The organism is Serratia sp. PL7 (assembly GCF_945957435.1).
Window position 1 is genome coordinate 109,116 of sequence record NZ_CAMFLB010000004.1, and the last position, 14,646, is coordinate 123,761.

General features: G+C 55.7%; 17 protein-coding genes. 16 read left to right on the forward strand and 1 reads right to left on the reverse strand.

What is annotated here, in order from left to right; all coding sequences use genetic code 11:
• Positions 1–160 precede the first annotated feature (160 nt).
• The 4 genes from N6G83_RS20750 to N6G83_RS20765 all read left to right on the forward strand — a co-directional run bounded on the left by N6G83_RS20750 (position 161) and on the right by N6G83_RS20765 (position 2,273).
• A complete protein-coding gene (locus N6G83_RS20750; protein WP_260515946.1) occupies positions 161–640 on the forward strand; it encodes a CaiF/GrlA family transcriptional regulator in 480 nt (159 codons plus the stop codon).
• A 58-nt stretch (positions 641–698) separates the two neighbouring features.
• Entirely contained in the window at positions 699–1,100 is a 402-nt protein-coding gene (locus tag N6G83_RS20755) for a hypothetical protein (protein WP_260515945.1), read from the forward strand.
• Between the two features lie 248 nt (positions 1,101–1,348).
• The gene (locus N6G83_RS20760) at positions 1,349–1,897 is read left to right on the forward strand and encodes a hypothetical protein (RefSeq protein ID WP_260515944.1); all 549 of its coding nucleotides are present in this window, start codon (positions 1,349–1,351) and stop codon (positions 1,895–1,897) included.
• Positions 1,898–2,024: 127 nt separating this feature from the next.
• The gene (locus N6G83_RS20765) at positions 2,025–2,273 is read left to right on the forward strand and encodes an ANR family transcriptional regulator (protein WP_260524023.1); all 249 of its coding nucleotides are present in this window, start codon (positions 2,025–2,027) and stop codon (positions 2,271–2,273) included.
• A 762-nt stretch (positions 2,274–3,035) separates the two neighbouring features.
• Here the strand turns inward: N6G83_RS20765 and N6G83_RS20770 are convergent.
• The gene (locus N6G83_RS20770; protein WP_260515942.1) at positions 3,036–3,251 is read right to left on the reverse strand and encodes a hypothetical protein; all 216 of its coding nucleotides are present in this window, start codon (positions 3,249–3,251) and stop codon (positions 3,036–3,038) included.
• A 314-nt stretch (positions 3,252–3,565) separates the two neighbouring features.
• Here N6G83_RS20770 and N6G83_RS20775 point away from each other — a divergent pair, with 314 nt between their 5' ends.
• From N6G83_RS20775 to N6G83_RS20830, 12 genes are all read left to right on the forward strand, one after another.
• Entirely contained in the window at positions 3,566–4,024 is a 459-nt protein-coding gene (locus tag N6G83_RS20775; protein WP_260515940.1) for a CaiF/GrlA family transcriptional regulator, read from the forward strand.
• Positions 4,021–4,275 (forward strand): hypothetical protein, encoded by a 255-nt coding sequence (locus tag N6G83_RS20780; RefSeq protein WP_260524024.1) that lies wholly within the window; start codon positions 4,021–4,023, stop codon positions 4,273–4,275. Before N6G83_RS20775 ends, N6G83_RS20780 begins: the two co-directional genes overlap by 4 nt.
• Before the next feature lie 320 nt (positions 4,276–4,595).
• Entirely contained in the window at positions 4,596–5,420 is an 825-nt protein-coding gene (locus N6G83_RS20785) for a MipA/OmpV family protein (protein WP_260515936.1), read from the forward strand.
• 85 nt (positions 5,421–5,505) lie between these two features.
• Positions 5,506–5,883 (forward strand): hypothetical protein, encoded by a 378-nt coding sequence (locus N6G83_RS20790; protein ID WP_260515935.1) that lies wholly within the window; start codon positions 5,506–5,508, stop codon positions 5,881–5,883.
• A gap of 249 nt (positions 5,884–6,132) precedes the next feature.
• The gene (locus N6G83_RS20795; RefSeq protein WP_260515933.1) at positions 6,133–6,651 is read left to right on the forward strand and encodes a Dabb family protein; all 519 of its coding nucleotides are present in this window, start codon (positions 6,133–6,135) and stop codon (positions 6,649–6,651) included.
• Between the two features lie 38 nt (positions 6,652–6,689).
• On the forward strand, positions 6,690–8,987 hold the full coding sequence (locus tag N6G83_RS20800; protein ID WP_260515931.1) for a type VI secretion system Vgr family protein: 2,298 nt from the start codon (positions 6,690–6,692) through the stop codon (positions 8,985–8,987).
• A gap of 11 nt (positions 8,988–8,998) precedes the next feature.
• Positions 8,999–9,367, forward strand: coding sequence for a hypothetical protein (locus tag N6G83_RS20805; RefSeq protein ID WP_260515929.1), 369 nt, complete (start codon positions 8,999–9,001; stop codon positions 9,365–9,367).
• Between the two features lie 226 nt (positions 9,368–9,593).
• A complete protein-coding gene (locus N6G83_RS20810) occupies positions 9,594–10,214 on the forward strand; it encodes a tyrosine-type DNA invertase (RefSeq protein WP_312847108.1) in 621 nt (206 codons plus the stop codon).
• Positions 10,215–10,812: 598 nt separating this feature from the next.
• Positions 10,813–11,274 (forward strand): DUF4232 domain-containing protein, encoded by a 462-nt coding sequence (locus N6G83_RS20815; protein WP_260524025.1) that lies wholly within the window; start codon positions 10,813–10,815, stop codon positions 11,272–11,274.
• A gap of 65 nt (positions 11,275–11,339) precedes the next feature.
• On the forward strand, positions 11,340–11,696 hold the full coding sequence (locus tag N6G83_RS20820; protein WP_260515924.1) for a YcgJ family protein: 357 nt from the start codon (positions 11,340–11,342) through the stop codon (positions 11,694–11,696).
• 926 nt (positions 11,697–12,622) lie between these two features.
• Positions 12,623–12,919 (forward strand): helix-turn-helix domain-containing protein, encoded by a 297-nt coding sequence (locus N6G83_RS20825; protein WP_127146764.1) that lies wholly within the window; start codon positions 12,623–12,625, stop codon positions 12,917–12,919.
• Between the two features lie 4 nt (positions 12,920–12,923).
• Entirely contained in the window at positions 12,924–14,246 is a 1,323-nt protein-coding gene (locus N6G83_RS20830) for a type II toxin-antitoxin system HipA family toxin (RefSeq protein ID WP_127146765.1), read from the forward strand.
• Positions 14,247–14,646: the final 400 nt, after the last annotated feature.

The following is a 14,646-nucleotide window of genomic DNA, read 5'->3' on the forward strand; positions in this document are numbered from 1 at the left end:
TCCTCTAATTGGCCGCCCACTAATCGGTTGCTTTATTGCCGTTCGCAAGCATTTTACTTCTCATGTCAATAGGTTGCACACGTGTTTTTATTATTTTATTCACTGAAGGAAGTCAGTCCGCCATCGCGGGCGGTTATCAAGCAATATAAAGGAGTAAAACATGACGCAACAAGATAATACACGCCAAACTACGCCCCCCCTTCCCTCTTCCGACGATACGGCCAGCGCCGGCCGGCGTGTTGCGCCACGCCAATCCAATCACGAGAGCTACGTGCTGCCGGCGTGTCTCGACCACCTCCCGCCCATGCCGCTCTATCTGGCGGTGGCACACTTTGGGTTGGTGATGGGAAAACCCCTGTCACGGGAGATGATTTGCCAGGCTTTCCAGCTCGATACGCGCCGGGCATTGGAGATTATGCGTTATTTGCTCAACGGTGCGCCCCGGGTGACCTGCAAATGCCTGTCCCTGATGAAGGGTCAGGGCTATTGCCTGCGTATTTTGGCGATAGCCACACCGGAACAGTCTGTTGCTGAAACAACGTCCTCGCAAACGACAGTGCGGCTACGCGGGAGTACCGCAGAACGTGAACAGGCGCAGCAACGGTTGCGCCAGTGGTTTTTACGACGCCCCTTATCTTGAAAGAGGGGCCCGCGCAGGATAAAGGCGGACAGAGAAATGATGGAGGATGACGATGGGGATGTGGTCGTGGTTACTGTGGCTGAGCCTGAGCGTGCTGTTGCTGGGTGGCATGTTATTGCTGTCACCGAATGCGGTTGTTAAGCCGTGCCCGGCGAGGTTTATCCCTGGGATTTGGCGCTTTATACGCGGCGATATGGCCGTGGAGGGCACGGTACGCATAGGGTTAGGCCTGGGGGGCGCAGGGGGCTGGCTCTGTGCTGCTGGTCTACTGGCCTCTGACTGGACGCGCAGTTTGCTGGTTGTGGGGGCCGGGGCGCTGGTGCTGATTGCGTTGTTTAATGCCGGACGTAAGGGGGCACAGACCCTGATGGAGTTGGCCGTCTTGTCGGCGTTCCAGGGGGCTGGCTGGGTGGTGCTGGTGCTGATTGTGCTGCAGTTGTATGGGCTGTCGCCGCGGTAATAAGCATCAAGGCGCATCTGAAAAGGCCAAGGGGAGGGAAGGTTGTGAGGCTTGATAAGAACGGGTTGTACTGTCAAGGGACGATAACGGGCATTCGCGGGCCTCTTTCGCCCAATGGGCTGATTACCGTCGTCGATCCCTGTCCTTACGGGCGACTGGGACTGCAATCCCTTCTGACCCCGCCAACGACGGCCCGGGGAGCGGCTCCCGTTGACGCCTATGAACGGGTCGAAAGGGCGTTGGCGGCGATGAAAGAAAACAGGGGTAACCCGCGTGGCGCACCCGGCCCAAAACGTTGCCTGATTGTGCGGTTGTCGATATATCCGGCGCAGGCGTTACAACAACTGCTGCAATTGGATGACGAAGCACTGGCTCTCGCCGGGGTGGAACGCCTGATTGTGCTTTCCCCATTCGAAGTCAATAACGTAGTGCGCCAGGCCCTGATATGTTGCGGCATCCACTTACCGCTTCGGATCATCAGTGTGCGCAGCCCACTGGCGTTGTTACAGCGGATCGTGTGGTCAGAGGGGACATTGTTGCAGGCGGGGAAGGACGAAGGGTTGCCGCAGATGCCGGCGCTGTTGTTGTCGCCCTGTGAGCGCAGAGTGATGTCCAACACGTTGTTGGAAATACCCATCCCTCAGCAGGCATGGCAGCAACGCCGTAAGTCGAAAACGCTGTACGCGCAGCGGCATAGTGCGTTGTTAAAGTTCCGGGCCTCAGGGCTGGCGGCCTTGTTGCGCCGGTTCCGGCCGATATGTAGAGATAAATGTACACAAATAGGGGAAAAGGGATGAGAGAAAAACCACCGGTACGATATGCGCTGACCACGCCCCACCGAGACCCAATGTTATCGCCCGGGCTGAGCGTGGTGTTATTGCCGACGTGGGAGGGCAGTGATGATGTGCCGAAGGGAGAGCAGGGATGAGGAACGGTTCAGGGAAAGGCGCTTGCGACATGGACACGCCATTGCCGGTCATGCATGCCATGTCAACACCACGAGAACGTTCACGTGCGCTGCAGGAGCAGGCCGCAATTCTGGAGCGGGAAGGGGGGTTCGATGAGGCGGTACGCTACTGGCAGGCCAGCGGGGAGCTGGCGGTGACGGACGGTGAGCGTGACTGGTGCGAGGCGAGGGCGCTGTTTTGCCAAAAGCGCTGTCAGCAGGCGTAAGAGCGATAACGCATTATTTTCGGGGGAAAATGGCACGTATTCTGAGCGGCAATTTGGCGAGTGGCGCTTCGGTTGGGGCATATGCGACCGATGTGATGATGCAGCTGGAGAGGGGAGTGGGAGAATGCAAAGTGTGTGGAGCGGCAGGGCGTGGCGACGTCGATGCCGAAAATTGGGCGTGTTGAGTTGTCGATTCGTGTGGTTGAGCGTGGTCATCGTGAGCCTTGCGATATGGGCGCTGTTGCTGGGGTTCCTGGTATGGGTGATGTGAAGCCCCTTGTTATCTCTTCGACGCTGTTGATATTGGTTGTGTGACAACGGGGGGCTCGTTATTTGCAACTAAGGGGAATTTGCTGTTTTCCACGAGGTGGCTATTTTTGCGTTGAGACCCTCTTTATTAATGCAGGTTTATCTTGGATAGAACGCATATTTGAGCGTTGGATGGGGCAATGCTGGCCTTTATTAAAATAAGAAGGGTGCTTCGTTTTTTATGGGAAATATCTTGTTTGCATAACTGAGCGTCTTGGCTGAGGGCTGTTTGATATCTTGGTGTTGAGGCTTCTGCTTGCTATTTTTAATGTGATTGGTTGCTTTCTGCTATTTTCTTTTCTCATTTCATGGCGGACATTTATTGGTTTATTTCGGCTCGTCTGAATGGTTCAGGTCGGAATGGCCGGTCGACGTTGTACGGTGTGCGATGGGAAATAAACGTCGCGGGAGCGATTCTTATCGGTAATAGCCCGTGTGGTGTATTTGTTTTGCTCATGGCGCCTTGGTTGCTATCAAGGGAAGCACAATCGAAAGCGAGTCACTATTCGCCGCTCTTGGTGTGGCGCGTTCTTTCAGGGAAATAGTGATGTTAATACAACAAAACAAGTCAACCGTCACGGCGAACAGGGCAGGCTTGTTGAGCGTGCCTGGCGACTCGTCGTCGCCAGGCACCATCACCTGACAGTGGAAAGACAGCATCAGCGCCATGTGTTGTGGTGCGCTGTTACAACAGAAAGTTGAGCGTGGCTCAGGCTATATTCCGGCGTCATGAATGGCGACGCGTTTGAATAAAAAGGGAGGTCGCTCATGAGCAACGTCAGTATCGGCTTGGTCTGTGTCGCCTTGTGTGGACAGGCTTGCGTGGGCGCAGATCAATCCGTCCCATATCGGCGCGCAGAAAACGGGGAAGCCGTCTTCTGCGCTTAATAATGTCGCCGTTCGGCCAGTGACGCCGGTGGGAGTGGTGGGCTATGTCTTCGGCGTCGGGAATAACCCGGCGGCTTGCAGGAGGAAGATGGGGTATGGCAGCAGGGGTTAGCAAGGGGCATCACGGTACGGCCGGGCCTGAGCGTCAATCCACCTACGGCGAATATCATCTGCCAGCCGGGTTGCAGCTGGCCGCGACGGTCCCGCTGTATCAGGCGGTGGCGGTTTGGGGATGGCGATTGCGGCGGCCTTTTTGTCGCGAAGAGCTGGCGAAGGCATTTCATCTCGAGTTACGCCGCGCGGGGGATGTGATGTCTTACATCCGGCGTGCGCGCCCGGACCGTATCGCGAGTCGCCAGTTTTATTCCCGTGCATCCAGCGGCGGGCGCCTGCGTTATCTGCACATTATCGCAAAACCGCGGATAGAGGGGCTCCCGGTGTCGGAGACGCCGGTGCATCTGACACCTCAGGCTCCCCCCGACGGTGCAGATACGGCGCCGTTACCGGCATTGCGGCGTTGGTTTATCGGTGGCGCGAGAGGGAACTTGCCGTGATATCCGCAGTGATGTCCGCCTTGCCGGTTGCCTTGCGTTGTCCGCATTCCCCTTCAGGGCGAGCGGGCGGGCGGGCGCACTGGTGTCGGTTGCGCCGCCTCCCGCCAGGCGGGGGGCGGTGGTTGATGGGGGGCGGGGTGATGGCGCTGTGCCTGGTGGTCTGGTATCGGGCTGGCGGCCCGGATGCGTTGGGGGAGTGGATCTCCCGCATTGCGCATGCGGCGCTGGTGCTGGCACCCGCTATTCGGTGATGGCGTCTCATCAGGGGTATTGAGGCGGTGATACGGCGTGCTGGTACGGCCATTTGGCCGCCACGACAAAGGGGGGACATGATGGCACGGAAGGTGGAGGAAGAGGGCAAGAGGGGGCGGCGATGGCGGCCTGGCGTTCGCTGCACCTGGTGGGGCGTCGCGCTTGGGTGCCTCGCGGCATGGGGTCTGGTCGCGATGGTTATCCTGGCGGCCTTTTGGCGCCCCCGAGCCGCGGCCCGGCCACCGCCTCCCCGGGCCAACGGCGGTGCGGCGGCAGGTCATGAAACAACACACAACTAATGATGATGGAGAAACACTCGATGAAACACTGTGCACGTTACACCATGCTGGCAGCCCTGGTGTTGGGGGGGGCCCTGTCGCCGCTGAGTCAGGCGGCGATGGCCGATGGGGATACCTCGGTGAGCGTGGGGGCCGGCCTTGCCGTGGCACCGGCCTATCAGGGGGCCTCTCACTATGTGGCCTTGCCGTTGTATGACCTGGAAGGGCACGTAAAAACGGACAACTGGGGCGCGTTCACGCTGGGGGTTATCCGTGGCGCGCGCTGGGACCTGCCGGTCCCGTCGCCGTTTGGGGTGGCATTGCTGATGGATTATGACTATGGCCGCAAGGAGCGTATCCGCGGGCTCGGCAGTCACGATGACCATCTGCGCGGGATGAGCGACCTGGGCGGTTCGCCGGAGGTCGGTCTGGAGTTGAGCTACCTGATGAACCCGGTACGCGTTTACGTGAAGGGCATGAGCGCGACCCGCGAGCGCCATTACGGCGGTGAGGACCTGGGACGTACGGCGCACGTGGACTTTGGCGTGATGCGGGATTACGCGATAAATGACCAGGTGACGCTGGAGGGCAATGTGTTCGCGACCTGGGCCAACGGCGGGTACCAGCGGGGTTACTTCGGGGTGTCGCCGCAGCAGGCGGCTCGGACCCACTTTGCGGCCTACCGGCCGAAGGCGGGGATGAAGCAGTTCACCGCGAGACTGGCCCTGAATTACCAGTGGTCGCCGTCGTGGTCCTTCCAGGCCGGCGGCGAAGCGTACCGCTTGGCGGGGGATGCGGCCGACAGCCCGTTGGTGGACAAGGCGCTGGCGGGGATAGCCTTCATGAGCGCCAGCTATCGCTTTTAATGCCTGCGGCGGCGCCGTTTGTGTTCTCACGCCGCCGTGACGGCACCTTTTGCGGGCATCTGTCGAGGTAAAGGAGGGCTACAGAGTGCAATCTTCGCGTCAAGGGTACCAATATGCTTTTATGGCCGTTAACGGCTTTGCCTGCCTGCTTCATGGGGATATTTTCTTCACGGGGGGCATTGATATCGCGCACATCGGATCCTCATTGGCCTTGTTGGCGTTGTCAATGACACCGTATTTAATCACCCTGGCGTGTTTTGTGTCCATGCGCCACAACGCAGGGGCGATGATAGGGGCCTGGGGGGCACTGGCATTGGATGGTAAGACTTATTACGACGTGTTTATTGCTCCATCGACCTCGACAGCGGCCATTGGTTTGCTCATCACGCCGACAGTGAATATTCTTTTTGTGAGCGTCTGTTGCGTATTGAGCCGTCATTTGACCCGTGTGTTTCGAACCTGATATTGCCGTGGCCGCACGAGGGAAAAACGCCTGGAGTAAATAGCGGTATATTTGAAAAACAGTTGACAATAATCCTCTCCCGTTAGGAATGTTAATCTATCCTTCGTGGATGATGTGAAATGTGTATTCCTTTGTATCCCCCTTACTGCCTGGCTTTTTAGCTGGTCGCTCCTTTTGGGGCGACATTTTTTTATGACATCCTCGACGGTGAATGTTGTTTCTGACAAGAATACCAAACGGAGCGGGTGAGTGATTAAGGTAATGATAATCGGGTTGTTGTTATTTTTTGCTTTTTTTGTCGGTATTCATGCTTTTCCTTGGGAGGAGAATGCGGCCATGGGCGATAAATTGATTCAGCAGCGCCAATCCGTCGGCAGTGATGTATTTACTGCGGGTGACTATAAGCCTGGGCTTTTAAAACATATCGTGCTGTTTAAATATAAAAAAACCGTCACGCAAGCACAGCGAGATGCGGTGACGGGTCGGTTTTTATCGCTCAAGCGCTCAATACGGCCGGGGGCCGATACACCTTATATTCTCTCTATTGTTGAGGGTGTGCAAAACAGTGGGGAAGGGGTGGATGGCGGATTTGAACAGGGATTTATTGTGACGTTCAAGTCGGAAGGTGACCGCAATTATTACGTGGGCAAACCTCTGGTAGATACAGAGGGGGACTACGATGAGGCCCATGACGCGTTCAAGCAATTTGTGGCGCCCCTGCTCAGTGACGATAACGGCGTCCTGGTGTTTGATTTTTCACTGAGGTGATGACGTCGGTGATGTGAGAGCTTCATGGAGAAAACACGATGAACAGAATGATAACGGTCCATACTTCGCTTGATGATACTCCCTTTCTTTTTCAATCATTGACCGGCAAGGAAGCCCTGTCATCGCTGTACACCTTCCATGTCGACGTGCTTTGCGAAACCCAACCTGTCGACCCTAAGAAACTGCTGGGGCAAACCCTGACGGTGGAATGTCGCCAAACCCCTCAGTGCCCACCACGCTATTTGTCGGGCATCATGACGCGGGTTGAGGTCAAGGGGCGGGGCAGGAACGACCGCTATGACCGCTATACCCTTACCGTTAAACCCGCCTTGTGGTCTCTGGGGCAGGGACGGGATTATCGGATATGGCAAGAGAAAAGCGTGCCGGGCATCGTTACCACCCTCTTGCGTGAGCAGGATATTGCGTTTGAAAACCGCCTGAGCTGGGATTACCGGTGCTGGGAATACTGCGTGCAATATCAGGAAAGCGACCTCGATTTTATCAGCCGCCTGATGGAGCATGAGGGTATCTATTACTATTTCAGGCACGATAACGGGAAACACACGCTGGTGCTGGCTGATGCGCCCGAGCAGCACGAGGCGCTCAGGGGGTTTACCACCTTCCCGTGTGTTGACGAGACGGTGACGGATGCCTCCGAGTTGGGGATTGCACACTGGCGGGTGTCCGAGACGATGTCCGCGTCGCTGTATCTGACTGACGACTATGATTTTCGCCGGCCGCGTGCCAGCCTGCTGCAGGCGAGACAAAATCCTGCCTCTGGCGGCCAGCAGGATGCGGTCGTGTTTGACTGGCCGGGGCGGTATACCCGGCATGACGACGGGGCATTTTACAGCCGAATTCGCCAGCAGGAACTCGCCTGCATGCAAGCGCAGATGTCGGGGGAAACCCCGTCGCTGGGCATGGCGCCAGGACATGCCTTTACCCTGACGCGGGCGGCGCGCCCGGAAGATAACCGGACCTATATCGTCAGCGGCGCGGAGTACTTTTTCAGTGAGGCCGGTTATTACAGTCAGGATGACGAAGCGGCGACACCGGTGCATCGCACGGCCTTTACCGCTCACCCGGCGGCCCTGCACTGGCGCCCTGCCCGGCAAACGGCCTGGCCCCGGACATACGGGCCGCAGACGGCGGAGGTGGTGGGGCCGCAGGGGCAGACCATCTGGACCGATGAATACGGGCGCGTCAAGCTCAGGTTCCGCTGGGACCGCCATCACGCCCCCGGCAATGACGAGGCTGCCTGCTGGGTGCGCGTGTCCAGCGCCTGGGCCGGATGGGGCTATGGCAGTCTCCAGGTACCCCGTGTCGGGGAAGAGGTTATCGTCGACTTTATCAACGGTGACCCGGACCGTCCCATCGTCACCGGCCGCGTGTATAACCAGGACAGCATGCCGCCGTGGGATTTGCCGGCGGATGCGACCAAAATGGGCTTCATGACGCGTTCTGCGGGCGGAACACCCGAGAACGGCAGCTTTTTGGTGTTTGACGATGCACCGGGGCGCGAGACGTTTGACATGCACGCCGAACGTGACATGAGCATGAGCACTGAACGTGACCTGACAGTGAATATCGAGGGGGCACGGACCACGCGGGTGAAGGGTGAAGACAGTTACACGTTCGATGAGCGCCAGCGCGTGCGTATCGCCAGGGGGCGGCAGGTTGATATCGCGGCGGGCGGTGATAACCGCGAGGTCACGGGGGACAGTACGACCACGGTGCACGGCAAGCAGACCGTTATCATTGACGGTGAGCTGGTTGAGGAATACCGGGACGGGCAAACAACCACCGTCACCACCGGTGGCCAGACGCTGAAGATACACGCCGGTGGCCAAACGATAATCATCAGCGAGGGGGGCCGGTCCATTGACATCGTCGGGGATGCAAAAAAAAAGATAACCGGCAACGAGCGCGAGGACACGACGGGGGAATGGACGAAGTCGGTGGCAGGTACCATTAACATCCTGTCCGATGCGGATGTGAACATCAAAAGCGCCACGAAAATCACCCTGGATGCGCCCAATCAAAAGGCCACTACCGGCAAAGGGCACAGCGAAAGCTTTACCGGTCACTCTTTCAGCATGACGGGTGCCTCGGAAAGCGTTACCGGCAGCTCGGTCAGTTTTACCGGCTCATCTGTAAGCTTTACGGCGTCGAGTGTTTCGATGGGCATGTTCTCCATCAGTAACACGCCGTTTAAATTATCAAAACATGATAACCATCTTGAATTTGTCAGCGGTAATAAAACGCTTACCAGCACTCTTCTCTCTCTCAAGAGCGATTACAGTGCGTTTGTGAGCGCCCTGACGACGATTGCGTGAAGGGGAATGGTGTGGGTATGGTCAATGTCGCGCTTTGGTCAAATGTGGTCCTTACCCTGGTGTTAATGTTGCTGGTCATGATGGGAATATGGAATACCTGCCGTGCGGGCCGAGAAAATCAGGCCATTATGAAACATGGCAAGGAGGCCCGGGCGCTGATTGTGAATGCTACGCCGCATAAGAGACAGGTTATTGTGGGAAAGGTGTCGATGCAATTACAGCTTGCTTTTTCGGTCAAGGGTGAAGGGTATCACGTATTAAAGGATGTTATCGTTTCACCCTATTATATGGATGCGCTCAGGATTGGAAATCGAGTAGTTATTCGGTATCGGGAAGGGTATCCGAGAAGCATTGTTATTATGCAATATGTTGATAACTGAGCGTGATGGGCGCGTCTTTTTCGTGCTGAGTTTACCGTGTTTTAGCCTTGTTAACTGCAAGGTTTTATAAGATAAGTTTATGATATGCAATGTATTGTTTGCATGGGGTTTGTGATGCCTGTCTGGATTATGTGATATTTTGTAAAAAAGTATTTAAAATAAAATCATCCCTGTTACCTTCACTGGTCGGACCGCTATAAGACTAATCCTAAACGGCGAGGCAGTGATGAAACGCAAATATTTAACCGGGGATGAAATAAACAGTTTACTGAAAACCATTACCAGAGATATGGTTTCTGTTCGTGATTATTGTATGGTCAGCATGGCATTTCTGCACGGTCTCAGGGTCAGTGAGCTGACGGCATTGCGACTCACGGATTACGACCCCCTATCCAGGAAGATTTACATCGCCCGACTCAAGGGCGGGATGAGTACCAGTCATCCCTTGTTGCCGGAGGAGAATGCGGCGCTGCAGGTCTGGCTTGCCGAACGGCAGGGGCTTGCGGGACAACATCAGCCCTGGTTATTTTTGTCCCAGCGCGGGACGCGATTGTCACGACAACGGTTTTACCAGCTACTGCGGCGTTATGGCGAACGCGCGGGTTTGCCGCTGTCGCTGCATCCGCATATGTTGCGCCATGCCTGTGGATATAACCTTGCGGAGCGGGGGAACGATACGCGGTTGATACAGGATTATCTTGGGCACCGCAATATTCGTCATACCGTGCTTTATACGGCGGCGAATGCCATGCGGTTTAATCATGTTTGGCTCAAAGACGCAAATTTGCCGCTGATGTCGCCGTTGCAGGACGTGTTGCCTGTCGGCCTGTTGTGCAACGGTATTTGACGGTGACCTGGACACTGCGGCAACGAACCCGTCTGCCGAGGATTTGGTGGTTTTGTGACCGGCATGCAGTGATGTCTGGCCTGGACAGCACGCCTGTCGCCCGCAGAGCGACAGGCGTGTTCAGGGAGGCCGGCGCCATGAATTTCTCTTGCCTGCGACGGGCGCGTCGACACGTCACGCACTTTGTCGCAGACATCTTTTCTGCTGTTCTGTGTCGGCACTGACGCTGCGGTCAGGGGTGACGTTCATTTGTTGTTTCATGTCGGGAAGTAGACGCTCGGCCCTCTGTCCCCGGCGCGACGCGTGGGTGAGTCTCATGCTCGCTGGCGGTGTTGTGGCTTACCGGCTGACCAGCGTGATGACGCTTGAAGACACGGGTTATCCGCTGACGGTCATGAACGACCCGGCAAGCACGCTTGCCAGCCTGGCACCGACGGAACGTCGGCAAGACACGACCACAGAGGCAGTAGGGCGGGATGCTGCGCCGTCTGCCTTGCCATTACACCGACGTCGATAACGCCCCTGCTGATGAGAGCCTTGTATGAGACGACATGTTACCCTTTTTCCTCCCATCCTGGTCTGGATACTGACAAGCCTGGTGGCCAGGCCAGTGCTTGCCGCCTGGCCGGACGGGGCGTGTACCGCCCATCAACTGGAGGCGCAGTTTGTGGACCGGCAGGGTGGGCCCGCGGAGGTGTTGTTGGTACTGCGTAATCTGGGGGCGCAAGCCTGCCAGATGAACGTGTTGCCGCCCCTGACGTTCTATGGCGGGGACGGCGAGCAGCGTCTTGTCGGGGCGCAATACCCCGACCATCCGTCCGTGGCGTGGGTCACGCTGGCGCCGGGCGAGGCGGTCGCTGCGCCATTGGCCTGGGAAGAGAGAGACATTGAGCATGCGCACAACTGCATCACACCGTTGATGGCGGCGTTGAATTTACCCGGCGGGGCATTGCGATTGCTGTTTGGCCGTCAGATGTGTGCGACAGGGGGCTCACTTGTCGAGCTGACCCAGTGGCCATTGACGTCGTGGCCTGCGCAGGGGGTGTCGGAGACGCCTTGAGAGACCGCATTGCGCTGACAACGCGACAAGGTTGATTTTTTTTGACACGGAAGAGAGACGAAACGATGAACGTTTACGTGCAACGGGGTTTGATGGCCGGGGCGCTGATGCTGGTTGCTCTGGGGACGCATGCCGCGACGAAGTCGTTGCACTCACCCGCGAAGGGCGTGGTATGCGATGCGTATTTTTGTGCGAATGCGCAGGGGGTATCAACAGCGCTGACGGCCCGCTATCTGGGCAAGAAGAAAGGTGCGCAACTGGACGCGCAGGGGGCGTTTGACCGCACGGCGTTTACGTTTGCGAACGGGATATACTGTGACACGAAAGAAAAGGTGTGTCGCAAGGACCGCTACTTTGGTGCTGACGGCAAGCCATCGGGGGCCATTGATGTGGTGACGACCGGGCAACTCTTTGACGGATGAAGATTGAGCCGCCGCGGGCCGTTTTTACCGACGCTTGCGGCGGCCCCGAACGGGGTGAGGCTCACGGATGGGCCGAATAACTGCTTGCAGCCAACACAGAGGCAGTGTCGGGGATGGGGGCGGATGTCAAAACGTGTCATGCTGCGCTCTGCACTGCGCGGTGAAGGGCTGTGTAGGGTCGGGTGGAGAGTGTTAATTGGTTAAGTTATTGAATATGAATAATAAATTAAGAGGGTGAAGAGGGTGCACAGTTTTACGGTAAATCTTTTTTGGTGGGAAGTCGGAGGCAGCTGAGAATGAGGGAGGCCACTGTATTGAGTGTCATTGTCTGATATCGCATAGTTTTAATTGGGGGCACAAATGGGGGCATTTAATTATGATGTATTTGTTATTCTTTTATATTTCAATGTGTTGGGTCGTAATGAGAGTCCGGCCTTCGCACCATTAAGTACCGCGTGAACAAGAAGCCACCGAAAGGTGGTTTTTTTGTGCCTGGAATCTGCCTGCCGCAATTACCTACCCACTTTACACTGTATTGACGTATTTCCATTTCAGTAAAAACCGGATCTTCCTGATGTTTTACTAATATCTATCTATTTGATATTAATAATTAAAATTTCGTTTTGTTGGGATCTTTTGGATCAAGGCGTTCCCGAATAGAGGAAGGGATCACGCGGGCGTTAACGCGACCTGCACTGATGGGTATCAGAGAAGATTGTTAATGCCCCGGAGTAAATTTTGCCAGAGGCTATTGAACGTCACCACTCCGTTTCGCAGCTAGCTTACTCTTCAGATTAACAGCTTATAAGCTGTATTGATAATAAAACACCCTATGAGCTGTATTTTGCATTTACAGCCTGTAAGGTGTAACGTGGGTAAAACAGCCTATAATCTGTACACAGCGATAAGCCAGCGAGCCGCTATCTATGAATACCGTCTATCCGTTAAAAACACTGAGCCAGTTACGCCCCTTGCTGGTGGGGTTTCGTAAAGCAAAAGGTCTGACGCAAAAAGACGTCTCGGAGAGGCTGGGCGTCACCCAACAGACCTATGCGCGCCTGGAGTCAAACCCTGCATCAGCCAGTCTGGAGCGACTTTTTAGAGTGTTCAATGTGCTGGGGATTGAAATGGTGCTTTCTTCAGAGCTTGCCTCCCCAGGGGGTGAAACGGAAGAAATCTCTACAATTCATATAGACTCGCCGGCAAGACGGGAACAGTGGTGACGAAATGCGTCGTTCGCAACAACGGTTAGCTATCTGGATGAACGGTATTCCGGTGGGATACTGGGAAAAGCGTAAAGGCGAAGATCGGCTGGAGTATCTGCCTGAGTGGATTGCAGATAGTCAGGGGAGGCCTTTGTCGCTTTCTTTGCCTTTCACGCCAGGGAATCAGCCTTATCGCGGTAGCGTGGTACGCGATTATTTCGATAACCTGCTGCCGGATAGTGAGGGGATCCGCCGACGTTTGGCTATGCGCTATCATGCCGACAGTCTGGACCCTTTCGATTTATTGGCCGAACTGGGTCGCGACTGTGTTGGTGCCATACAGCTTCTCGATATCGGTGAGCAACCTGCTGATATCTTTTCCATCAGGCAGCGTCCGCTTGCAGAGGCGCAAATCGCCGAAATGCTCCGCAATACTGCCACGACGTTACCGGGGCTGCAGGGACAGGATGACGATCTGCGTTTATCCATCGCCGGCGCTCAGGAAAAAACGGCGCTGCTGTGGCATGACAACCAGTGGTGTTTACCTGAGGGAAATACGCCGACCACGCATATTTTCAAATTAGCGCTAGGCCTGGTGGGAAACATGCGGGCCGATATGCGCACGTCCATCGAGAATGAATGGCTCTGCTCCATGATTGTTGAACACTATGGTGTGCCGGTAGCAAGTACCCATATTGCGCAGTTTGAAGATCAAAAGGCACTGATCGTTGAGCGTTTTGACAGAAAATTATCAAGCGACAAACAGTGGTGGATCCGCCTGCCGCAAGAGGATATGTGCCAGGCTCTGGGCGTTTCGCCGCTGAGGAAGTATCAATCAGATGGTGGCCCCGGTATTACCGATATTATGGAAATTCTGAGTCGCTCGGAACAGGCTGAAACAGATCGCAGGCACTTCTTTAAAGCGCAGATTATTTTTTGGCTGCTGGCCGCGACAGATGGCCACGCAAAGAATTTCAGTCTTGCGCATTTACCGCAAAATCGTTACCACCTGACGCCACTGTACGATGTGCTATCGGCCTGGCCGCTGATTGGCCCGGGCAATAACCAGATAGCCTGGCAGAAGTGCAAACTGGCGATGGCCGTTCGCGGGAGCAGTAACCATTACCTGCTTAACCAGATCCGACGCCGCCACTGGATAAAACACGGTGAAATAACCGGGTTAGGCCAACAGGAAGTTGAATCCATTATTGAAGAGCTGCTGGCAGCAACTCCGGGAGTGATTGAACGTGTCATTGGACTACTACCGGATTCGTTCCCAGCTGAATTAGCGGCATGCATTTTTGATGGTATCAGGCAGCAGTGCGCGCGGTTGGCAGGGCGATAGTGCGCGGTGCGGGCAGGAATGCCGGTCACGTTGCCGAGGCAGAGCTGTTAGGTTCTGATTATTGGGGAAACATCTTTTATTCCACTTAAGTCAACTTTATTCAATCCGCACCAACCTACTGAAGTAGGTAAAATTGCAGGGATATCCCGGTTCGATAATGTTTGTAACCACAGCGAACCCTTGAAAGGTTAGTCATCATGGTTCTGAGTGATGTGAAAGTTCATACCGCCAAGCCGGAAGCGTAAGCGGAGATATAGTCTTGCCGGATCACCTTAGCGACAAAGAGAAGATGTTGGTATTGGGGAAATCCCCTGAAGTTTTCTAGTGGTTGCCAGAGTGGGGCAGCCCTATGCCAGTAGTCAATTGCTGTGACGTTGGTCATTGCTCGGAAAGATACGGA